The sequence below is a fragment of the Leptospira biflexa serovar Patoc strain 'Patoc 1 (Paris)' genome (assembly GCF_000017685.1).
GTDB lineage: Bacteria > Spirochaetota > Leptospiria > Leptospirales > Leptospiraceae > Leptospira_A > Leptospira_A biflexa.
Map to the genome: position 1 here is coordinate 616,139 of NC_010602.1, position 22,307 is coordinate 638,445.

The 22,307-nt window shown below is 34.9% G+C and carries 19 protein-coding genes; 12 read left to right on the forward strand and 7 right to left on the reverse strand.

Translation table 11 applies throughout. The annotated features are described in order from the left end of the window. Positions 1 to 24 precede the first annotated feature (24 nt). From LEPBI_RS03010 to LEPBI_RS03060, 11 genes are all read left to right on the forward strand, one after another. A complete protein-coding gene (locus LEPBI_RS03010) occupies positions 25 to 1,671 on the forward strand; it encodes a hypothetical protein (RefSeq protein WP_012476135.1) in 1,647 nt (548 codons plus the stop codon). A 3-nt stretch (positions 1,672 to 1,674) separates the two neighbouring features. Continuing rightward, entirely contained in the window at positions 1,675 to 2,736 is a 1,062-nt protein-coding gene (locus LEPBI_RS03015; RefSeq protein ID WP_012387635.1) for a multiheme c-type cytochrome, read from the forward strand. Between the two features lie 66 nt (positions 2,737 to 2,802). Continuing rightward, positions 2,803 to 3,390, forward strand: coding sequence for an NAD(P)H-dependent oxidoreductase (locus tag LEPBI_RS03020; RefSeq protein ID WP_012387636.1), 588 nt, complete (start codon positions 2,803 to 2,805; stop codon positions 3,388 to 3,390). Position 3,391: 1 nt separating this feature from the next. Continuing rightward, on the forward strand, positions 3,392 to 4,288 hold the full coding sequence (locus LEPBI_RS03025) for an alpha/beta fold hydrolase (protein ID WP_012387637.1): 897 nt from the start codon (positions 3,392 to 3,394) through the stop codon (positions 4,286 to 4,288). A gap of 1 nt (position 4,289) precedes the next feature. Continuing rightward, positions 4,290 to 4,838, forward strand: coding sequence for a PadR family transcriptional regulator (locus tag LEPBI_RS03030; protein WP_012387638.1), 549 nt, complete (start codon positions 4,290 to 4,292; stop codon positions 4,836 to 4,838). A gap of 65 nt (positions 4,839 to 4,903) precedes the next feature. Beyond that, positions 4,904 to 7,054, forward strand: a complete 2,151-nt coding sequence (locus LEPBI_RS03035) for an ABC transporter substrate-binding protein (protein ID WP_012387639.1) — start codon at positions 4,904 to 4,906, stop codon at positions 7,052 to 7,054. Between the two features lie 52 nt (positions 7,055 to 7,106). Beyond that, positions 7,107 to 8,213, forward strand: a complete 1,107-nt coding sequence (locus tag LEPBI_RS03040) for a DNA alkylation repair protein (protein ID WP_012476136.1) — start codon at positions 7,107 to 7,109, stop codon at positions 8,211 to 8,213. An 8-nt stretch (positions 8,214 to 8,221) separates the two neighbouring features. Continuing rightward, positions 8,222 to 8,833 (forward strand): hypothetical protein, encoded by a 612-nt coding sequence (locus tag LEPBI_RS03045; protein ID WP_012387641.1) that lies wholly within the window; start codon positions 8,222 to 8,224, stop codon positions 8,831 to 8,833. After that, a complete protein-coding gene (locus LEPBI_RS03050) occupies positions 8,823 to 9,350 on the forward strand; it encodes a hypothetical protein (RefSeq protein WP_012387642.1) in 528 nt (175 codons plus the stop codon). The genes LEPBI_RS03045 and LEPBI_RS03050 overlap by 11 nt, the downstream gene beginning before the upstream one ends. After that, positions 9,347 to 10,270 (forward strand): CE1 family esterase, encoded by a 924-nt coding sequence (locus LEPBI_RS03055; RefSeq protein WP_012387643.1) that lies wholly within the window; start codon positions 9,347 to 9,349, stop codon positions 10,268 to 10,270. Before LEPBI_RS03050 ends, LEPBI_RS03055 begins: the two co-directional genes overlap by 4 nt. Beyond that, a complete protein-coding gene (locus LEPBI_RS03060) occupies positions 10,267 to 10,974 on the forward strand; it encodes an SDR family oxidoreductase (protein WP_012387644.1) in 708 nt (235 codons plus the stop codon). Before LEPBI_RS03055 ends, LEPBI_RS03060 begins: the two co-directional genes overlap by 4 nt. A 1-nt stretch (position 10,975) precedes the next feature. On the opposite strand, the gene LEPBI_RS03065 is transcribed toward LEPBI_RS03060, so the two are convergent. Genes LEPBI_RS03065 through LEPBI_RS03085 form a run of 5 tightly spaced genes read right to left on the reverse strand, consistent with a single transcriptional unit; the run spans position 10,976 to position 15,981 of the window. Beyond that, positions 10,976 to 11,497 (reverse strand): Crp/Fnr family transcriptional regulator, encoded by a 522-nt coding sequence (locus tag LEPBI_RS03065; protein ID WP_012387645.1) that lies wholly within the window; start codon positions 11,495 to 11,497, stop codon positions 10,976 to 10,978. Next, on the reverse strand, positions 11,487 to 11,921 hold the full coding sequence (locus LEPBI_RS03070; RefSeq protein ID WP_012387646.1) for a Crp/Fnr family transcriptional regulator: 435 nt from the start codon (positions 11,919 to 11,921) through the stop codon (positions 11,487 to 11,489). Before LEPBI_RS03070 ends, LEPBI_RS03065 begins: the two co-directional genes overlap by 11 nt. Then, entirely contained in the window at positions 11,921 to 13,861 is a 1,941-nt protein-coding gene (locus LEPBI_RS03075) for an ankyrin repeat domain-containing protein (protein WP_012387647.1), read from the reverse strand. The genes LEPBI_RS03070 and LEPBI_RS03075 overlap by 1 nt, the downstream gene beginning before the upstream one ends. Continuing rightward, entirely contained in the window at positions 13,858 to 15,411 is a 1,554-nt protein-coding gene (locus LEPBI_RS03080) for a peptidoglycan DD-metalloendopeptidase family protein (protein ID WP_012387648.1), read from the reverse strand. The genes LEPBI_RS03075 and LEPBI_RS03080 overlap by 4 nt, the downstream gene beginning before the upstream one ends. A gap of 51 nt (positions 15,412 to 15,462) precedes the next feature. After that, a complete protein-coding gene (locus tag LEPBI_RS03085) occupies positions 15,463 to 15,981 on the reverse strand; it encodes a helix-turn-helix transcriptional regulator (RefSeq protein ID WP_012387649.1) in 519 nt (172 codons plus the stop codon). A 65-nt stretch (positions 15,982 to 16,046) separates the two neighbouring features. On the opposite strand from LEPBI_RS03085, the gene LEPBI_RS03090 reads away from it, so the two are divergent. Further along, the gene (locus LEPBI_RS03090) at positions 16,047 to 16,439 is read left to right on the forward strand and encodes a hypothetical protein (protein WP_012387650.1); all 393 of its coding nucleotides are present in this window, start codon (positions 16,047 to 16,049) and stop codon (positions 16,437 to 16,439) included. Between the two features lie 12 nt (positions 16,440 to 16,451). Here the strand turns inward: LEPBI_RS03090 and LEPBI_RS03095 are convergent, their stop codons facing one another. Then, positions 16,452 to 18,539 carry an adenylate/guanylate cyclase domain-containing protein gene (locus LEPBI_RS03095; protein WP_012387651.1) on the reverse strand — a complete coding sequence of 696 codons (2,088 nt, stop codon included), beginning with the start codon at positions 18,537 to 18,539 and terminating at the stop codon, positions 16,452 to 16,454. After that, a complete protein-coding gene (locus tag LEPBI_RS03100) occupies positions 18,536 to 22,273 on the reverse strand; it encodes an adenylate/guanylate cyclase domain-containing protein (RefSeq protein ID WP_012387652.1) in 3,738 nt (1,245 codons plus the stop codon). Before LEPBI_RS03100 ends, LEPBI_RS03095 begins: the two co-directional genes overlap by 4 nt. Positions 22,274 to 22,307: the final 34 nt, after the last annotated feature.

The following is a 22,307-nucleotide window of genomic DNA, read 5'->3' on the forward strand; positions in this document are numbered from 1 at the left end:
CCATCTGGAAACAATTACGGTGATATGAAACGGAAATCACTCATTTTACTCACTTTAATTTTGCTCATTGTGGTTCATTGCCGCAAAAAAACAGAAGAGATCCTTCTACCCGAAAAACTATACATAATTCCATTTGCGAATAACACCGTTTCCATTTACCATTCCTTAGATACCTTGGAAAGAGTGAGCGCCTTTGAAAAAGACAAATATTGGGTTGTCAGTGGGATTTTGAAATTAGTTCCTAAAAATCAAGGTGATAAGGTAATCTCATTTTTATTTGGTGATTGTGATTCAAGATTTAAATGTACGGATGGAAAATTTTATATCAAATTAAATACAATCCAATATAACGCTGATGCAGGGTTGGATTTACAAACAAATTTGGTCGCGCCTTTTTCTCCAGTCTACATTGCCAAAAAAGACCAAGTAGATTCCATTATAGAAGGTATCCAATTTTATAACCAACCTTCATCAGAATATCCATCGAAAGGATTAAGCGATTCATTTGTTGATCATATGGTTCAAGTCAACAAATCCCTTGCTTATCATGATAAAAATGAATTTCTAATTCCATTTTATGTTTTACAAAGAATGATCGTTACCAAAGGAAATGTAAACTTTCCAGAATTGGATTTAACAACATATAAAATTTCCTCCACCTTACAGTCACTAATGGATGCTAAAAAAAATGGAGATTTATCATCATTTGTTTTCCCAACTCCCGTGTCCGACAAACAGATGAAAGTATTAGAGGAGTTAGTTGAGGAAACTCGTAAAGAACGTATCTTTAATTTAATGAATGTAGAAAAATCATGGCAAACCATTCAAAGAGAATATAAAGAATTAGGAATTGTTCCTGATGCAAAACAAAAAGTTTTGGAATCGATTTTAAAAACAGCAGAATACAAAGTGGTCGGTCGTGAGGGAATCACACAAATTAATGGTATTGATTCCAAACAAGAAAATGGAGTAAAACTCCAAAAAAATAAAACAACTGGAAATTTAGAAATTGTCTCCAGTAACACAGCTTTAAATACATTTGAAATTGCCCAATCGGAAATCCTTCCCAATACAGAAGATTCGGTGAAACTTCGTTTAACAAGTCCAACTGGCGAAGAGTTAAATCTTGAATCCATGGGAATTCCAAAAGCATTTAAAGGCGCGGAAACATTAAAGGAATATGTAAAAAACATTCCCAAGACAATTGATGAAATTCAATCTAATGCAAACAATGTCCAACAGGCAGCAATGAATGCTGCACTTCGATTTGGAGTTGGAAAGTTTGACCGAGAAGCAGGGAAATATATCTACGAAATCCAAAATGTGAATGTGGTATTGGCATTATTTAAAAACAATTCTGTGTTCAACGCGAGTGATAGTGAATATTCACAAGAGGTTTCGAGTCGATTTGGAGAAACGATTATTACGAAGTTTTATCAGAAATATGATAAGGCAACAAAAGTACAAACCTTGTTTTTAAATTATGAAAATGAAGGATGTGCGAGAGAATGTAGTACCTATCCTGTTCCAGATAACTTATGTTTTACTACTGGGGATAGCCTGATTGTCAAGTTTACACCAAGTGATTTAGAAGCTTTATCTGAAGTTGATGTTAAGTTTAGTGCAGCAAAGTCGGAATATTGTAACTATCCATTCGGAAATCCAGAATAGTTTTTGTTTCGCTTTAAAGCGTTTGTATTTTTACTGATCTGCAATTCATTTAGTTGCAGTGAATCTAAAATACTAAATCCAATGTCCAATGGAAAATTTCCGTTGGACATTTCATCCAATCATTGGAATTCCACGAAGGATTGTGAACGTTGCCACAAATCCATCAGCCAATCCCATCAAAAATCAGCACATGCCAACGCTTGGAAAGATCCAATTTTCCAAATAGCGTTTCAAAAAGAACCTAGACAATGGTGTATGAATTGCCATGCCCCACTTCATACTTTTGGACCCAAATTTGAATTCTCAAAGCTAATACAGTCACAACCAAACAAGGAAACCTGGGCCGAAGGTGTTAACTGTGCCGTTTGCCATGTGAGGGACAATGAAATTTATGGGAAACACAATCGAGATGATATCAAAGACCACCGTGTGATTCGAGATGAAGTATTTTCGAATAACTCATTGTGTAACAATTGCCATCTCTTCCATTTCCCACAAAAACATTTTCCTGAAGTAGAATATACGAATGTAATCATGCAAGGAACGGGATCTGAATCGGATAGGTTGATCTCAAAAGTAACAAAAACCGAGCTTTGTGTCAATTGTCACCTTAAAAACAATCATAAACTCAATGGTACCGTTTTTGATTTGGATTGGATGGATAATTGGAAAGTAGATGTTGCTACAACCGCAAAGGACAAAGAACATTTAGTCCAGTTAACCTTGAAATTCCCTAAAATGGGACACAAATTTCCCACAGGTGATTTATTTCGCTCTCTGGTGTTTCGAATTTTTGATAAAAATCAGAATGTGATCTCTGAATATCGTTTTGAAAGAAAAATGCGTTTGGTCGATTTGTATGAAATCCGTGATACACGGTTATCCCCAAATTCGGATACAAAGTTTACGAAGTCCTTCTTAGTGAAAGAGATACCTGATCAATGTGAATTGGTTTACCATCTCCAATTACCTATCGAGCATGAGCTCATTGGACATTTAAGTGAGTTTGGCCTCAAACGTAAGATTTTTCGCGACAATTGTTTTAAAAAAACGAATAAAATGTAGATTGACAAAATATATCTAATAGATATAGCTGATAAATATATCTATTAGATATATAGGTGGCTTAAGTTGAATCAAAACATTTTAGTAGTTCTTGGACATCCCAATCCTAATTCTTATTGTGCCCAATTAGCAGAAACATATTCTGAAGCAGCGAAAAAATCTGGTGATAGTGTTACCTTATTAAAGATAGGTGAACTAAATTTTGATTATAATTTAAACCATGGATATTCAAAAGATAAAAAACAAGAGTTAGAACCAGACATCATAAAAAGTCAGATGTTAATCCAAAATGCAGATCATTTAGTTTTTGTTTATCCTAGTTGGTGGGCAAGTATGCCTGCTATGTTAAAGGCATGGATAGACAGGGTCTTTTTACCTGGATTTGCTTTTTCGTATCAAAAACATTCCCCATTTCCAAAACAACTACTCAAAGGGAAAACGGCACGTATACTCATCACAATGGATGCTCCTACCTGGTATTACAAATGGTTCAATCGAAGTCCAGGGGTTCAGTTATTAAAACATGGAACCTTAGAGTTCTGCGGAATCAAACCTGTGAAGGTAACTTATTTTGACCAAATTCGATTTCGTAAACAAAATACCTTAGATAAGTGGATCAAAAAATCAGAACGAATGGGCTCTCGAGGTGAATGATATGTTGGGGAAATTCAAAAATGCAAATTCATTTAAAGAATCGGGAAGTTATTTTGATTACAAAGGTCGTTCCATCTTCTACGGAACAATAGGGAAAGGTGAGACTTTACTTTTGTTACATGGTTATCCTTTTAATAGTTATGACTGGAATTGGGTTTTGGAAGATTTTTCGAATCATTTCAATTTGGTATATCTCGATTTTTTAGGGATGGGATTTTCAGAAAAACCAAAAAATCATAAGTATTCATTTGAGGAATATGTTGATATCATCAATTCTCTAATGAAAGAGTTAAACATAAAAGAAGTTCAAATTTTAGCCCATGATTTGGCGGTGAGTGTCGTACAAGAAATGTTGGCTACGGATCAAAATTTAAACTTTAAAATTAAGTCCGTAGCGTTTATGAATGGAGGATTGTTTACAGACGTTTACAAACCAAGGTTGATCCAAAGGTTACTATCACAAACACCAAATATTGTTGGGAAATTTATTAGTAAAAAAATGAGTCGTAGATCGGTAGAGAGTTCTCTCCAAAAAGTATTCGGTCCCAATACACAACCGAATGAAATATTATTAGAGGAATATTGGAATATTCTAAATTATAATGATGGTAAAAATATTGCCTATTTGATTGGTCGTTTGGTATTTGAGAAAGTGCATTACCAAACTAGATGGATCCAAGCGCAAAAAAATACGAATATTCCTTTTTGTTATATTTGTGGGCCATTTGATCCAAATTCTGGAACTCATATGGCAATTCGTTTTAAAAAAGAATATCCATTTGCCCCCGTGTTTTATTTATCTAGTTTCATAGGGCACTGGCCTCAAATTGAGGCGCCTGCGGAAGTGGTTTCCGCCTATCTACAATTCCAGAAGGAGATAATTTCGAATCCCAGTTAAGATGAAACGAGAAAGCAAAACACAATATGCACTTTTAGGAATTTTATCACAATGTGAGATGAATGGATATGAAATTCGTAAATACATCGAATCAACAATCAGCTTTTTTTGGAGCGAAAGTTTTGGTCAGATTTATCCAACCTTAAGTAAGTTGGAGGAAGATGGTTTCATAAAAGAATGGGAAAAGACAGATACCAATGGTAAGAAAAAAAAAGTATTCAAAGTCACTCGCTCTGGATTAGAGGAATTTAGACGATGGATGGACCAATCTCCGATACAATCGAACAAAAGGAATGAACTTCTATTTAAAGTTTTTTTTGGAAGGCACATGAATCCAAAGTTACTTGTAGAACAACTTGATTCAGAAATCAAAAAACAGAAAGACGACTTAAAAACATTGAAAGTATTCCAAAAAGAACTAAAAACTGACTGGGACAATCATCCAGACAATGAATATTGGAACCTTACCTTAGAATATGCCGAAAAACAAACTCATTTGAATCTGGAATGGATTCAAAAAGTGAAAGGAAAAATCCAAGAAAAACAATAAAAATCAGAAACGTAAATCGTTATTTCATTGATTTACGCTAATGAATCTTTATAAAAAAATATAGAATGAAAACGAATTTGATTCGTCAGGCAATAAACTATGTCTTATCATTTTTGTTATTTTCATTTTCTTTTCAAAGTTTATTTGCCGAAGAAAAAGTTACCTTACACCTCAAATGGTTCCATCAATTTCAATTTGCTGGCTACTATGCAGCATATGAAAAAGGGTTCTACAAGGATGTAGGATTGGATGTTGAAATCATTGAAAGCACAGTCGGAATAAAGGGGATACATGAGAAGGTAGTAAAGACAACAGGTCAATATGGTGTAGGTAGTAATGAGATATTACTTCATAGACATATGGGAAAACCAGTTGTTGTGTTGGGTGTAATCTTTCAACATTCTCCCTCCGTTTTATTTTTTAAAAAATCTTCTAATGTTCAAAGTATTCATGATTTAGTTGGCAAACGAGTGATGTTAACTCCTTGGATGGAAGAAATCGTCGTCTACCTCAAAAAAGAAGGAATTAATACATCGGATCTTCAGATATTAGAACACAGATTCAATCCACGAGATTTAATTGAGGGGAGAGTAGATGCTTTTTCCGGATATGCGACGACTCAGGCATATGATTTTAAGAAAGCCGGATTTCAATTCATAGCGTATTCTCCAAGGTTAGCTGGAATTGATTTTTATGGAGATAATTTTTTTACAAGTGAAGATGAACTAAAAAAACACCCTAATCGTGTAAAAGTTTTTAGAGAAGCTACGTTACGGGGTTGGCAATATGCGATGAGCCACCAAGAAGAAATCGCAGATCTCATATATAATAAATATTCTAAAAAAAATCCAAAGGAACGATTGTTATTTGAAGCAGAACAAATGACACCTCTCATCCAACCTGTATTGGTAGAGATGGGATATATGAATCCTGGCCGTTGGAAACACATCAATGATATTTATCATGAACTTGGTATGTTGCCAAAAAACATGAATCTGAAAGGATTTTTGTACGACCCGAATCCTCCTACTAATTATGAATGGTTATACTATTCTTTTTTTATAATTTTATCTGCTGTTGGGATTATTTGGCTAATACAGTGGAAAAGGCTTAATAAACAATATTCCGAAAATTTAAAAAACCAGGTAAAACAAAGAACAGAAGAATTAAGGCAATCAAATGAAAGTTTACAAATTTTAAATCAAAGTTTGGTGAACACGTTAAAAGAACTTACTGAAGCACAAGATCGATTGTTGGCTTCGGAAAAATTGGCAGTGCTCGGTCAATTGGCTGCAGGAATGGCTCACGAATTGAATACTCCATTGGGTGCTATCGTTTCATCAAATTTGTCTCTTTTGGATTTTCTTAAGAATAAGTTACATTCTGTGATCTCAACCATCATTCATTTTAATGAGGAAGATTCAAAACGTTATCATTTGGTTTTAGCTGAAAGTCTGGAAAATCAAACTTACATTGAAGGCAAATTGGAACGTAATCTGAAAAAAGAAATACATCTGAAATTCTCTCATTTAGAAAAAATGGATTTGTATGGAAGCCACTTACAAATGGTAATTGAAACTGGACTATTTCGGAAACCAAATCAAATTGAATATATATTAGAAAGCGAAAGATCTTTGGAAATTTTACAAGTTGTATCAAGTATCAATTCAGCATATCGATGTAATCAAATTATTTCAGTTGCGTCAGAAAAGGCGACACATGTAATTCGTGCCCTTAAAAATTATTTGGTTTCGGAAAAAGAAACAACTAGCGATGAATCGATAATCGATTTGGAGTCCGAAATAGAGACTATTTTGTCTTTGTATCATTATAATTTAAGCAAAGTAACAGTTGTTAAAAACTATGGTACTGATACAAAATGTATAGGCAATCGCGACAAACTAAATCAAGTTTGGATCAATTTGATCAATAACGGTTTGCATGCAATGTCCTATACTGGAACGTTAGAAATTAAAATTCAATCAATCCAAAAATGGATCAAAGTTTCCGTAATTGACTCAGGAGTCGGAGTTCCCGATGGTATAAAGGAGAAGATATTTGAGCCTTTTTTTACGACTAAACCAAACGGGGAAGGGATGGGTTTAGGTTTGGATATTTGTAGAAAAATGATCATTCAGATGGGTGGAAAAATTGAACTTGAACCAGTCAGTCAAGGAGCTTGTTTTTCTGTTTGGTTGCCAAAAGCAAAATTTTAATTAAACTTGAATGAAATCATTATCAAAATTCCTAATATTATCTTAATCACCGATGGAACCATTAAAAGAAATATATTCTGTAGATTGGGTGAAAAACCTAAGTCAAATAGTAACGCAAGTTGATTCAAAGATCCAACCAGAGGAATTCCAGAAAAAAATATTCGATTCACACTGGAAAAAGTATGAATTGAAAGAAAGAATCAATCGAATTGCAGATGTGTTTTTGATTTTTTGGAATCTTCCATTATCTAAAATCGAACCAAAACTATTGAGATTAATTGAGCTATTAAAGAAAAATGGCGTGAGTGACTTTAACTTTCCTTATATCTTCGTTAATGATATCGTCACAAAATCTGGACTGAATGATTTCGAAACATCGATGAGAGTTTTTGAAAAAACAACAGTTTTTTCAAGTGCTGAATTTGCAATTCGCTTCTATTACCAAAATTACTTTGAAAAAACTTTGAAACAAATGGAAAAATGGTCAAAACACAATGATGCATTTGTTAGGCGACTTGCGAGTGAAGGTAGCCGTCCTTTATTACCTTGGGGAATCGGTATCCCTGCAATAAAAAATAAACCGGAAATTCATATTAAAATTTTAGAGAACTTGTGGAATGATGAAAATGAGATAGTGCGTCGGAGTGTGTCAAATCATTTGAATGATATTTCCAAAATCCAACCAGAACTTGTTATCAAATTTTGTGAATCTAGATTTGGTGTTTCAAGTGATTTGGATAAAAGTTTAAAACATGCATTGAGAGGATTATTAAAAAAAGGAAATGAAGTCGCTTTGTCTTTTTTTGATTATGACACTAACTGGAAACCGAAAAATTTGAAGTTAGATTTAAAAAAGAAAAAAGTAAAAATAGGTGAGTCATTGCCGTTTCAAATTCGCTTTGGTAATCCTACGAATAAAAAAACAAAAATAAGAATAGAATATAAAATCGGTTTTTTATTAGCAAATGGAAAATATGGAACCAAAGTGTTTCAGTTAGGTGAAAGAATGGTGGATGCGAAAGAAGAGATCACCATCAATAAAACCCACCCTTTTCGGCCAATCACAACCCGAGTGTTTTATCCAGGAACACAAAACATCTCCATCGTAATGAATGGAAACGAATTAATACAATCAGAATTTGAATTGGTTAAAGGATAATAGAATCGATGAAGCTGATACAAATCATTGTCTTAATAATGCTAATGGCTGTGCAAATTTCCTGTTCTGTATTCTATTCTACGGAGCGTCGAAATATCGATTTAGGAAAGGAAAATTACAATCGATCATTGAGTTATGAACTCATTGGGTGGGATGAAGAATTGGATCGTAGGCGAGTTACTTATATTCTATCTGCATTAGAAAAATCAGGTAAATTTGCATCGGTTAGGCACTATGATCAAACAAGAGCAGATTTACATCTTCAAATCATCTTGGAATCTAGTCCTAAATTCAAATTCTTTTTAGGTGAATCGACAGAACCTGTTTCTTATCTTGCCGAAAGAAATCAAAATCGATTTTTAATCTATTTAACAAACAGATTCTTAGCAATTAGCACATTCTTTGTGATTCCTGATATTGATCGAGATGATGATCATTTGTTATTTCGACTAAGAAAAAATGGTAATATTCAGAAGGAATATCGATATCCAATTGAATCCTATCAAGTGTTTGGTTGGGTTTCACTTTTATTCATGTGGGTAGATGATCGAAATGAATGGAATTCGATTCTTTCAGAGAAAGTATCGGAATTTTTAGGAGATGCGAAAAATGACCTATAAAATGATGCGTTTACTCTGTTGTTTGAGTCCTTTGTTTTTATTACTTCAATGTGCTGCTTTTCCGGATCCAGTGACTTCAAAGAATCGAAATTTGAAATTAAATAGTGAAAAAAAGGTAAATTTAATTTTTACAGGTTTTTATCGTTACGAAAAGGAGAAGGAGGAAATTATTGAAAACATTAAAAAACAAGGATTTTTTTATGATCAAACATCTCCTATCACCTTAGAAGTAATATTACAAAAAAAAGATATAAAATACCGATACCCTCTCATTCACAAACTTCATTTTTTACTTACTTTTTTATCAGGAGGAATCATTCCATCACATATTAGAACAGAACATACTCTAACATTCCGATATTCAAAATCTGAGATCATTTTGATGGAAAATGAATATTCGATAGGTATGGATCAATGGCGTGGAATTCCTGTTATACTCCTCATGATTACACATTGGCCGAATCGTATTTACAAAGAACAATTAGTGGAAACAACACGATTGGAGTTTATTGAATGAACAAGTTTTATATATTTTTATTTTATTTTGTACTAAGTTTTTTTTCATGTATGGGTTTTTTTTATAAGTTAACACCAAATCAAAAAAATGACTTTTTTCTTTTGAATGATGTGAAACGGACTTATTTGGTTCATTATCCGAAAAATTGGAATGGTTTGCCTATACCAATGTTAGTTGCTTTGCATGGACGATTTGGAACTGGAATTTCCATGATGAAACAAACTAAATTAAATGAACTAGCAGATGCAAAAGGATTTATTGTAATATTTCCTGATGGATATAAAAGAAGTTGGGCAGATGGAAGGGGGAGTTCACCCGCAGATGAGAATTCTATCAATGATGTTGTATTTATCGAATCGATTGTCAAAAGGATGGTGGCAGAAGGATCTGTAAATCCAAGTTCTGTTTTTTTAGTGGGTCATTCTAACGGTGGTTTTATGGCACAGAGACTTGCGGTTGAAAAACCAGAATTATGGAAAGGTGTTATGAGTGTCGCAGCGCAGTTATCTGTATTTTTATTGAAATCAAAACATAAGTATAAAACAATTCCTGTTTCGATGGGAATTATGGCTGGGACGGCGGATCCACTTGTCCCATATAGCGGTGGATATGTGAGGGATGGAAAAGAAATTTTGTCAGTCACGGATAGTATCCTCCGATGGAAAGAATGGAGTGGATGTAATGATTCGGTTCAAAAGAATACTAAAGAGTTTCAAGAAGAAAACGATGTAATAAAGATTGATTTTGAACGATTTGATTCATGTGAAGAGAATAAAGTTGTGGAACTCATACGGTTGAACGGATTAGGTCATAGTTGGCCTGGAGAAACACCAATGATTCCTTTTATCAATCAAGGAAAAACTACGAAAGTAATTGATGGGTCAATGTTGGTTTGGGAATTTATGGAAAGTATAAAATGACCCAAGTAGCCGTTGTGACTGGTGCTTCTCGTGGAATTGGCCTCTCAATATCCAAGGTATTACTCGAGTTAGGTTATACAGTTTATGGAATCTGTAGAAACCCAGAAACATGTAATTTTTACGAAGAAAATTTCCATTTGATCAAAGGTGACTTAAAAGATCCTAAAACGATTCCCATATTTTTGGAACAAATTCCCAATAGAGACAAAATTCGTATCCTTGTGAATAATGCAGGACTCTCGTACTTCGCACCCATTGAGGAATTATCATCGGATAAAATTTCAGAAATGACTCAGGTTCTTTTGAATGCACCCATGATACTTTCAAGTTCACTGACAAGGATTTTGAAACAAAACGAAGGAAGAATCTTCTTTATTGGTTCTGTATCTGGATTTCAAATTTCTCCTTGGGGGAATGTGTATGGCTCACTGAAAGCAGGATTACACCAATTTGCTAGATTATTGTATGATGAACTTCGTAAATATTCAGTGAAGGTTCATTTGGTGATTCCAGATATTACCAAAACTGATTTTTATCATGATTTGAACATTGAGCCAGACTCAGATCCAAGATCATATTTAATACCAGATCAGATTGCTAATGTAGTGAAGCAGATACTATTGGATCAGAGTGGATTGGTTGTACCGGAAATTGTAGTGAGACCTGAAGTTTTTAAACTGAAACGTAAGAAGTTTCAAAAATAAATCATTCCCCAATTGATTGGGCATCGTCAGTGAAAGTGTTTAATGGCACTTGTCCTAAACTCTCTTCATTCGAAGCTGATGCACCATCATTTGATAAAGAAGGTAATGACTTTGAAATCATTGAATCTTCGTCTTGTTTGCGTTTGATGGCACGGATTTTTCCATCCGTTTCATACAATCTTTCGATTACTTTTTTTAGTAATAAAAATAAGAACTCGGGACTTTCTTGGCTCATCTGAACAAAAGTAGTTCTGTTGATGATACCAAGTTTTGCTGATTCTGAGACAACTACGATGGAAGCAGCTCTCGGGCTATTATTGATGATAGCCATTTCTCCAAAAAATTCACCAGGAAGAATACTTCTAAGTTTTGTATGTTTTCCATCAATTTGTTTGTATATGTCCAATTGACCTTCAAACAAAAAAAACATGGCGCCATTAGAAGGAACACCTTCTTTAAAAAGGACTTCCCCTCGTTTGATGTTGATCATACTAAGTTTAGCGAGCGATTCTTTAAGTCCCATCACTTACCTCAGTTAGATCTTTTAGCTTTTGTTCTGCTTCAATTAGTCTTTCTACATAGGTTTGTAACAATGCATAAACAAACATCGGATTTGAATTGGCGATGCGTATTAAGTTTTGTTTGTCTAAGATACCTAACTGTGCACGATCTGATTCGATGAAGACTGTCATCGCTCTCGCGTGGGAAGAAATGAGTGCGATCTCACCAAAAAACTCTCCTGTCGAAAGTTTCCTTACTTCATGAAAATTGCCTTGATCAGGTGCTCCCATCCCAACAGACAATGTTCCACTTAAGATAAAATACATTTTTTCGTTAGATGGATCACCTTCACGAACTATAATTTCACCTCGTTTGAATGTCTTTGTTGGGACAGTATTAACAAAGTCGAATATATTGATACGATTATCTTTTTTGGGAATGGACATTAAAGACCGCGATAAATTTCTATGAGTTCAGGAATTTTTTTATCATCTGCATAATCTAGAGCAGACTTACCAGTTTTATCTTTTAGCTTAGGATCTCCACCATTCAAAACAAAAACCTTTGCTAATTCCAGGATGGCATCACTTTTACCAGGATCAAACTGAATTGCTAGTTCGGAAAGTATAGTTTTCCCTAATTTATCCTGTTGGTTTAAGTTCGCTCGTCTTTCTACTAGGAAAAGTACTAACTTTTTATACGATTCCGTTTGTTTGGTTTCCTTGGACGCTAAAAACTTTTGCATGGCCTTGTGTAATACCGTGAAACCATTGTTATCTGTTAGGTTGGGATCGGCACCAATCGTCAATAAAGTTGACATCGTTTCCATTCGGTTGCGATTGAGTGCGATATGCAGTGCACTTAATCCTCGTTTGTTTTTTGAATTCGGATTTACACCTTTACTTATTAGTAATTTGATCGTTTCATCGATAAACTTCTGATCTTTTTTTTCTACTTCCAATTTACAGACTGTGGTAATTAGATTTTCATCTTCATCATTTAAAGTTAGTAGATTTGCACCACTTGAAACCAAAAGTTTAAAAGCTTCTGCATCTTTTCTTTCAATAGTTGAAAAAATAAGACTGTCTCCATTCTTTAGTTTATGGTTTGGATTTGCTTTTTTAGATAAGAGAAGTTTGGCGATTCCAATTTGTTTATTATCGAGCGCAAGAGAAAGTGACGTTTCGTTTGTTTTACTATTTTCAATGTCAACAGGAAGACCTTTTTTTAATAATAGGTCTACGATCTTAATTCCAGGTTTTCTCGCTGCTAAATGAATTGGCAAATAACCCGAAAGATTGGGAGTCTGAACGTCGGCATTTTTTTGTATCAAAAGTTCTGCGATGGCCCACTTCGAGGCTTCAATCGATTCTTCCAGAGGATTTTTATTGGTTGTTAATGTTTGGTTTGGATTTGCACCAGAATCCAAAACTAATTTTAGCAAATTTATATCATTTTTACTTAGGGCAAGTTCAAACAATGTTTTCCCACTCAAGTTTTTGGAATCTACATTCAAACCTTTTTTGATTAGTAAGTTTGTGACTGTTAGGTTTCTCTTTTCTACAGAATAAAATAGTAAAGATTCACCTTCGGGAGTTTTTGCATTCACATCTGCTCCGCGATTTAATAAAGTTTCGACACCTGCCGTGAATCCTTTTTCGATTGCAAACACGATTGGTAGAATGGATTTAGTATCTTCCGTATTTGGATTGGCATTTGCATCGAGAGCTAAAGTTAATAATTTGATGTTCTTTTGTTCGATTGAAACAAATAGAGGTGTCCTTCCTGTTAAATCAGGTAAATTAATATCAGCACCATTTTGTAATAAGTAATTGATTGAGTCAATTTTGCCTTTTTCAAATGCCAGATAAATTGGAGATTTCCTTGGATTGTTTCTTAAGTTAACATCTGCTTTACTTTCAACGAGTAACTTTTGCACAGCTAAATTTGATTTTAAAATTGCGACATGTAATGCTGTATTCCCATCTGCATCATATGCATTTAAATCAGCACCTTTTTCGACCAATGATTTGATTTGGTTAGTGAATCGTGAAGTCACTACATAATGTAATAATGTTTTTCCAGATAAATCACGTTTGTTTAAATCGGCACCTTGGTTGAGTAAAAATTCAAATTGTTTGGGTCGGTTTTTTTCTACTGCGAGAATGAGTAATGATTTACCAGACTCGTCTGTGGAATTGATATCTCCACCATTTGTGATTCCCGTTTCAAATTCCTTTGGATTTCCTTTGAGAAGGATTTTCACCATATCGATGGTTGGTGTTACATCCGAAGCCGGTGGAATCGTTTCCTCCGCGAGCAGGGTTAGATTCGTGAAAAAGAAAAGAGAAAGAAGAAGATTGATGTAGCTGATTTTAATTTTCATTTGGGTAAATAAGCTCCTGGATCCAACGCTTGTTGGTCAGGGCCTTTCCTAACTTCAAAATGTAAATGAGGACCGGTAGACTTACCTGTGTTTCCTACCTGACCAATGATATCACCGGAGCGGACTGTGTCACCTTCTTTTACTTGTCGCTCACTTTGATGCGCATAATAGGTAAAAATATTATTTTTATGGCTTATGATTGTTAATACCCCATAACCACCGCTAGTTGTAATGGTTCGCCATACTTTCCCATCGCTAACAGCTTTGATGGGAGTGCCAATCGGTGCAGGTAAATCAATTCCTGAATGGAATGCCCCTATTTTTCCTGTGACTGGATCAACTCTTGTTCCAAAACTTGAAGACACATAGCGTTCGTTATCGACTGGGATTTGGAAATATTTTGAAATATCATCACTATCGACAAGTGGACCACGTTCTTTGGATACAAATCCACCAAAGACCCATCCTTCCCATTCATCATTCCAATTCACATAGATCCATTTTGATCGAACACCCGCGATGGTTTCGATTTCTTTTTTTATATCTAATATTTTTAATTTTTCATCGCCTGGGATTGAAGTAATGACAGAACCATAATCATTTGGTTCGTCTCTCATTCTTAAATTTGTTGATCTAACAAATCGTTTTTCACCTGTTTTTAATTCATCTGGATTCTCTTGTGGAAACGATGTTTCTCCAGGTTGTATTTCATAAGAAACTACTTCGGATGTGCTCAAATACCCACCAAACACCCAACCATTCCCATATGCGGATGAGACTTGATACCAATTGGAAGAAATGCCATCGATTGTTTCTTCGTTAGTTGTGGAACTTTCAATGGAAACTTTTTGGCCTTTGGGTAACCTTGCGATCACATACCCATTTACATCAGGTTCCCCTCGCATATTTAGGGAACTTGCATTCACCCACATTTCTTTGCCTTTTTTGACATCTGTTACATTAGCGTTTGTGGTTCGGGAAGGTAAAGCAGACAGGTCTAAGGAATTTCCTTCTGTGTTTCTAGATTTTACAGTAGGTTTCGTAGGTTGTAATAAATCTTGTGTGATGTATCCTTCTTTTTTTGATTTTGTTCGAACCAAAACCCAATGAGAACCTTCTTTTTTGTCAGTCACATCTTGCTTTAATACTAAAACAACTTCCAAAGGATCACCTTTTTTGATTTTTACCTGCGAACGTGCATTAGGTTGGATTGAGGGTTCGAGTTGTAGGTAAAAATGATCGGATGCAATTGCTGTAATGGATTTTGGTTTTTTATCTAGAGCTCCAGGAGCATTGTTGTGATCGGATATACCCTCTGCCATTTTTAAGTCGATAGGGGAGGAAGATATTTTTAATCCAGGAAAACGGCTTTGTACTTTTGAGACAAAGTCGTTGTATTTTTGTAAGATTTCTTCTTGTTTTTTTTGATTGGTTTTGATGAGTCCAGATTGTCTTTCTTTGTCTCGGTCTTCCAAATTCGATTGTGACCAAATAGAAATGTTACATAATGTTAGAATCAATGTGAGAAAGACAGTTTGTAGAGTTTTCATAAAACAAACTTAAAATAACCAAATCATTTGGCTTTGGTCAAGGTTTTTTGTTCAGTCCTCTTCAGGCAGGAGTGGCGTGAGAAAAAAAGAGATAAACTCTAGTTTTCCTCGCATGGAAGACTTTTCATAGATCGATGCTGTTTGGTTTTCAATGGTTCGAAGGCTTTTTTTCCTGACAGCCGCGATTTGTTTTTGTGAAAAACCTCTTAACAAAAGAATAGCAATTTCTGTTTCGACATCGGTTAGATTCCAATCTGTCATTTGCGCTTTTGCTTCCGCCCAAAATCCTTTTTCTGGATTGATTAGGATTCGATTGGTTCGTTTTAAATCATGGATTTGTGTTTTTGCCTGTCTGTTTTCGACCGCTTCTTTTTTCAATTCTTTGTACAAGATAAAAACAACCAGAAAAGAAGATAGGGCTATGAATGATTCAATCGTTGCAATGAGAACTCGGAACCTGTCAAAGTATTCGGGAGGTTTTGAGAGAGTATAAATTTCCTCAATGATCCAAACAAGTAGAGATAAAACATAAAATACTAAAAATAGGATACGGACTTTACGAGTTTCCATCTTCTATTTCATTTTCAAACTTCTTATTTGGAGAAGCAAGTATGTTTCATAGGTAATTCCCACATTTGCGGTATTCCTCTATTGGAAATTGGACCAGTGTATGCGATCCTGATACCATGAAACGAGGGATCTTTGCCATTTTGTTACTTTGCCTTGGTCTTATTTTTGGCCATTGTACCAATTCTAAAAATTCAGAATCACGGATACAGTGTATGGATCGGTGTATGAAGGAACAATTTATTTGTGCGATTGCACTTGCACCTCAATTGGACAATCCAGTCGCAACTACCACTGCCTGTGTTTCCTTGTATGTGATTTGTTATGAAAAATGTCCAGTTGCTTCTACCAGCTCCACAACAACGACAAGAAGTAGGAGTAGTTCCTCAAGTTCTAGTTCGGGCAATCGTGGGGGGAGTTCTTCTAGTTCGAGTGCAAGTTCGGCTACTGGAAGTAATTAAAATCTATGACGACTATGATCCAGTTTGTCGGTAGATGATTTTGGCACCTATTCGTAAATTTTTATATAAGTCTAAAAAGATTTGGTTCGGAACCATTCCTTCTGGATCTCGTGAAAATTCGGGACGGAGTCTTTTTAAAAAATACATCCCCATTTCTCCTTTATTTTTTGCCTTTACTTTTCCTCTATATTCACATTCAAAAAAACGTTTCACTTTATCATAAGTAGTTTCTGATAAATTAATTTCACCTGCATCACTTGAACTTTCCATTCGACTCGCAGTATTGACCGCATCACCCCAAACGTCGTAAGCAAATTTTGATTTCCCGACAACTCCTGCAACAACTGGTCCAGTATGAATCCCTACTCGAATCTCCCAGAAATCTTGGCCTAACATTTGTTTAAAGGATCTAATCTGTGTCATAAACGATTTGATTTCCATCGCAAATAAACAGGCGTCAACTGGATGAGTAAAATTTCCTTGTGGAATGCCACCGGCAGCCATGTAGGAATCACCAATTGTTTTCAATTTTTCAAAGTTATGTCGTACGGCGATGTCATCAAATTGTGAAAAACATCCATCTAATTGTTCAATTAAATCTTCTGGAGATAATGATTCCGCTGCCTTTGTGAAGTTTTTAAAGTCTGTAAATAGAATACTGACTGATTCATATTCCATAGGAACAACTTCACCTTTTTCGATGAGTTCGTCTGCTAAGTCACCTGGTAAAATGTTTCGGATGAAATGAAGTGTTTTTTCACGTTCCTTTTCAAGGTCTCGTCTTAAATTTGCGTTATGAATTGCACCGGCAACTTGTTCACAAAAGGAAATGATTTCCTGGAATTCATTTTGAGACCAAGGTGATTCTTTCGTTAGGCGAGTGACACAAACTATGCCGATGGTGTTACCTTGTACGACGAGTGGGATATGGCCAAATAACTCTAATTTAAAACTTTCGACAATAGATGTATCGATAACTGTTAATTCTTTCCAACGACTGGATTTTTTTAAATAAATTGGTTTTTGTTTTGAGTAAGAACGATATAAGGATCCAATGGATGGTATCAATTTAGGTCGAAATGTTCTTAAAAAATTCGAAACAAGTAGGCCTTTATTAAAAACCTCCGCACCTTCCATAAGGGGGACAAGCGAGTTTGATTTTGGATCCACTAATAAAATGAATCCAAGTTCCACTCTATGATTGACCTTTAGATAATGAAAGACCTCTCTTGTGATGTCTTCAATTTCAGAAAAGGAATTGATCTTACGATTGAATTTATGCAGATTTTCTAGTTTTAATCGATTTAATTCTATATTTTCTTTTTCTTTTTGGATGGTAGAATTTACTGTTTTTAATTCATCCAAAAGATAACCTGTTTCGATTGTTCCTGCTATGTAATCAGCGATGATCTTTATTTGATTTAACTGTTGTTCGTTTAATTCAAAAATCCCGGAATAATCCAGTAAATCCAAAGTACCTATGAATTTGTTTCTAAGGTAAAGCGGAACAATGAGTAAAGATTTTAAATTTGCTGATTTTTTATTTTCTAGTTCTACACCTTCTGTTTTGTAGGATTCAAAATCTTGGATGTAAAAACTCCTTTTCCTTTTTCGAACATAGGCATGAGCATAAACTGTCACATAAGAATCTGAGACAGGTATATTTCTTCCCATGATTTCTGATTTTACCTGCTCTGTAAGTTCATCTGGAAAATTACTGTGAAAAAACTCTAGTTCATCTAACTCCTTTTTATAAACATACAAAAGATAATGTGGAACTTTAAATTTTTCGCGCACATAAAAACCCAAAATGTTGAGGATTTCCTTTAGATCTGTTGCGGAGTTAATTTCTCGGAGTAAACTATCTAAATCTGAAAGTTGGCCATACGAATCTACAAGTTTATTTGAAAACTCTTCGGAAATCGTTTTTGTCGTGAGTAGTTCTTTTTCTTTTTTTTCTAAATCTTCATTTAGAATTTTTACTTCTGATTTTAAAACTGTGATCGTGTTTGAATTTTCTTCATTTTGTTTGTATAATTTTGAAATCCAATAAAGGATTCCTAAAAACAAAAACCCAATCAAATATAAGGTATAAATCATTTGATTAGAATTTTTGCTCCACGTTTTTGTTGTGTATACAATCTTTCGAATTTATCATTTGGCAAAAAACCAGAATCATCAGCCAAATCTGATTTTAAAGTTAACAACTCATAAATGGGGAATTGTTCGCCTTCATAAGTGTTTACCATCCTTTGGTTATCGATATGGAATAAACGTTTCACTTTTTCCATCGTTTCTTGTGAGATGTTGATGGAGACACCAACTCCACCCCTTCGGATAGCTTGTGTTTGTGTAACGGTTTTGCCCCAAACATCGTAATTGAATTTTGATTTTCCTATCACACCAGCGACCACTGGACCTGAGTGAATGGCAATGGTAATTCCATTTGGTTTAAAAGGGATGTCTTTAAAATCTTCCATCATCCGATTGACTTCGTTTTTGATTTGTAAGGCGGCAAGGCAAGCATCCACTGCATGTGTGAAATTTCCAACAGGTAACCCACCAGCTGCCAAATACATATCACCTGTCATCCTTAACTTTTCCATTCCCTTTGTTTTGATGATTTCATCAAATCTAGAAAAGTATAAATCGAGTCCTTCGATTAATTCTTCTGGTGTGAGTAATCCTGTGATTTGAGAAAAACCTGGAAAACTTGTCATGAGCAATGTCACATTTTCGAATTCTACAGGATTGACTCTTCCTTTCTTTTGTAATTCTTCCGCGACGTTTTTTGGTAAGATATTGAGTAAAAGTGAATCGGATCTTTGTTTTTCCTCTTCGATTTTTTTCATTAAAAAGTGATTGTTGATCGCACTCGCAATGTGCTCAGATACACCCACGATGGAATCTACTTCTTCACTGGAAAAATGAATTGATTCATCATTGATTCCATACATTGCCATCGCTACCACTTCATCGTTATTGACGAGTGGAGAGATTAAAAATCCTTTCATGCCTGATTTTTCGGTGATTTGTTTGTCGATCTCATAAGGCATTGATTTTGGAACATGTTTCATATAAAAATGTCTTTTTCTTTTGTAACATTTATACACAAATCCACTTTCTTCTTTTAATGGGAAACGTAAGGTTTTGAAGAAATTTACATTCTCATCATTTAACAAATCAAAGCCAGAGTGATTCAAATATCGTAATTCATTGAATTCTTTGTCTAAAAAATATAAGACACAGTTCTCAATTTTGTAGTTTTTGCGAATGAATCCAAAAATTTCAGCGAGGATATTTTCTAAATTGTTTTGTGAGTTGATTGTTTTTGCAAACTCATTCATCTTTTGAATTTCAGCTTTTGCTTTTTCTGATCTTTTTCGTTCTTCTTCCGTCAATTGGAGTAATAACGAATTTTGAATCGCGCCCGCTATTTGATCACAAAATCCAGAAATACGTCTGAGTACTTCTCGACTCACATCCATCGGTTTTTGGTAAGAAGTGAAATACGCGATACCAATCACTTCGTTCTGCACGACAAGTGGGACTGCAATAAAGGAAGATAAACTTAGTTTTGAAAATATTTGTTCGTCTAACTCTGAATCGTATTTTTTGGGAGGTTTGGGAACAAAAAGTGCCTTTTTTCGTAAATAAGTTTTGTAGATGATGCCGCCCCTTTCATTCAACGGAACTCGAAACGATTTTGCAAAATGTAATTGTTCTTCGGTGGCATACGTTGGAATGGTCGTTTTATATGTATAAAGTTCTTTCTTTTTTGTGTCTATCAATTGGATGAGTGTAGCTTCGATTTCAAAACTTTTGAGTATGTAATCAAACATCTCATCAATGATTTGGGATAAACTTGATTCCGAATTGATTTTTTTAGTGAATTCATTGAGTTTGACAACTTCATTTTTTGCTTCTTCCATTTGCAAACGTGCGTTATCTGCAATGAACTTTTCACGATTCATTTCTTCCACAAGAATGGAATTGGTAACAGCAGTGGCGATATTTTCTGCAGTATTTTCAACCAACTGTAATTGTGCTTTGGAAAAACTGACTCCTTTTTGTTCGCTAAAAATCGCTAACATGGCAATGACTTTCCCCTGTGAGCTCAGTGGAATGATCATACCTGGATGATTGCCGATCTGTTGGATGAATTTTTGGTTGGACTCATTCAATCGAGATTCCCATACCTTTGCGAAACGGAATGGTCGATTCCGTTTGTAAACATGGTAAAATAAGCCAGCGCTGGTATCTAATGGAAAGTTCATACCACGGAATTTATTTTCTAATTGTAATGCAGAAGTTGAGGACACAACAGACGTATGGTATTGGAGTTTCCCGTTTTCGGAATCAACTAACAACAAGATCATGGAATCACAGAAGACTTCTTCTTTTAAATAGTCGAATGCTTTGTTGAGGATGCTGTCTAACTCAAGTGATGTATTGAGTGTTTTTGCAAACTCATTGAGTCTTTCAATATTTGCTTTTGAGATTTCTAATTCCTGTGTCCTTTCGACAACTATGTCCTCTAAGCCAACTTTTAGAATATTAAGTTCTTTGTTTGAGATTTCTAAACTTTCTTTGAGTTTTTCAATTGATAAATATGCCCTTGTGAATCCGTAAGATAGAATGTATCCTTGGAATAATATAAAACCCAAAAAGCCAAATGGCGTGATATTCATTGTATTGATGACATTGTTTTGGTATAAAATATCATGAACAACTGTTCCAAAAACAAAACTGAATCCAATCAGAGATAAGCCGGCTCCAACAGTATCGGATCGGTAGGCCATGATGATGGCGATGGTAATCCTTACACAGACCAAAATGAGAAAAATTTGGAAATAGTGGATTTGCGCGGTGAAGACAGAGACTGGTAAAAATAATGAACTTAAAAAAGGAGTGATTAAGATGTACAATACATACATCGTTTTTTGTCCAACAGTGTTTGGGAATACCAATCGATAAAAATAAGCAAAGACAATCGTTGCAATATAAATTGTTGCAAATTCAAGTCGGATGAGGGCATCCATTGGAAGGGATGGTAGGATATCTAAAATATTCCTCTCACCGATGGTTAAGAGCCGCATAACAATGAGTAAGCTAAAAAGTGCAATGAATAAACTTGCCTTGTCTTGCCTTCGCATTAGGAACAAACCAAGGTGGTAAAGTGCCCATAGGAAAATACTCCCAGCTAAAAAGGAAGTGATTTGGTAACTACGATTGACTTTGTCGTATAACTTCCGTCTTTCGCCTATCTCCATACTTTCCCAAAATCCGCCTTTGGAATAATGGAAATTTGAGATTTCATATACGATTTCTGTCTCACCTGAGACAGGTTCTAAATCGACCAATATCGATTTGTAAGAAGGTTCAAAATATTCTGGATTGATCCCAAAACTACCTTGTTCCACCACCAATTTGCCATTGATGTATAATCTATACGCAGATGATAAATCCAAATTATGAAAGGCTAACGTTGGCGTATTTTCAGGAAAAATCACCTTTAGTTTATATGTCGCATAACCATATCCACTTAAAGTTTCTCCAAACCAATCCACACCTTTCCAATTGGAAGGGACAACTTGGTAAATGAATTTGGGTTCTTTTCCTAGTTCTGTTTCAATTTGGATGCCACTTAGAGTCTCTTTCCAATAGAATTCCCATTCGCCATCTAAATTGATGTTCCCATCACGGAGGAAATCCCAAGAAGATAAGTCAATTTTTCCTTTTTCAGCGATTGGTTTGTTTCGATTGACTCCTCCGCATGTTAAAACTGGGACAAGTAGGATCAACATGACAATCAAATGGAAAAATTTCTTCATAGTTAGGCTACACAGCCTATGAGGATAAGATGGA

What these genes read in the sequence shown, in the direction of transcription:
- LEPBI_RS03010 (WP_012476135.1), top strand. Translation starts at nt 25, where the DNA reads ATGAAACGGAAATCACTCATTTTACTCACTTTAATTTTGCTCATTGTG.
- LEPBI_RS03025 (WP_012387637.1), top strand. Translation starts at nt 3,392, where the DNA reads ATGTTGGGGAAATTCAAAAATGCAAATTCATTTAAAGAATCGGGAAGT.
- LEPBI_RS03030 (WP_012387638.1), top strand. Translation starts at nt 4,290, where the DNA reads ATGAAACGAGAAAGCAAAACACAATATGCACTTTTAGGAATTTTATCA.
- LEPBI_RS03035 (WP_012387639.1), top strand. Translation starts at nt 4,904, where the DNA reads ATGAAAACGAATTTGATTCGTCAGGCAATAAACTATGTCTTATCATTT.
- LEPBI_RS03040 (WP_012476136.1), top strand. Translation starts at nt 7,107, where the DNA reads ATGGAACCATTAAAAGAAATATATTCTGTAGATTGGGTGAAAAACCTA.
- LEPBI_RS03045 (WP_012387641.1), top strand. Translation starts at nt 8,222, where the DNA reads ATGAAGCTGATACAAATCATTGTCTTAATAATGCTAATGGCTGTGCAA.
- LEPBI_RS03050 (WP_012387642.1), top strand. Translation starts at nt 8,823, where the DNA reads ATGACCTATAAAATGATGCGTTTACTCTGTTGTTTGAGTCCTTTGTTT.
- LEPBI_RS03055 (WP_012387643.1), top strand. Translation starts at nt 9,347, where the DNA reads ATGAACAAGTTTTATATATTTTTATTTTATTTTGTACTAAGTTTTTTT.
- LEPBI_RS03060 (WP_012387644.1), top strand. Translation starts at nt 10,267, where the DNA reads ATGACCCAAGTAGCCGTTGTGACTGGTGCTTCTCGTGGAATTGGCCTC.
- LEPBI_RS03065 (WP_012387645.1), bottom strand. Translation starts at nt 11,497, where the DNA reads ATGGGACTTAAAGAATCGCTCGCTAAACTTAGTATGATCAACATCAAA.
- LEPBI_RS03070 (WP_012387646.1), bottom strand. Translation starts at nt 11,921, where the DNA reads ATGTCCATTCCCAAAAAAGATAATCGTATCAATATATTCGACTTTGTT.
- LEPBI_RS03075 (WP_012387647.1), bottom strand. Translation starts at nt 13,861, where the DNA reads ATGAAAATTAAAATCAGCTACATCAATCTTCTTCTTTCTCTTTTCTTT.
- LEPBI_RS03080 (WP_012387648.1), bottom strand. Translation starts at nt 15,411, where the DNA reads ATGAAAACTCTACAAACTGTCTTTCTCACATTGATTCTAACATTATGT.
- LEPBI_RS03085 (WP_012387649.1), bottom strand. Translation starts at nt 15,981, where the DNA reads ATGGAAACTCGTAAAGTCCGTATCCTATTTTTAGTATTTTATGTTTTA.
- LEPBI_RS03095 (WP_012387651.1), bottom strand. Translation starts at nt 18,539, where the DNA reads ATGATTTATACCTTATATTTGATTGGGTTTTTGTTTTTAGGAATCCTT.
- LEPBI_RS03100 (WP_012387652.1), bottom strand. Translation starts at nt 22,273, where the DNA reads ATGAAGAAATTTTTCCATTTGATTGTCATGTTGATCCTACTTGTCCCA.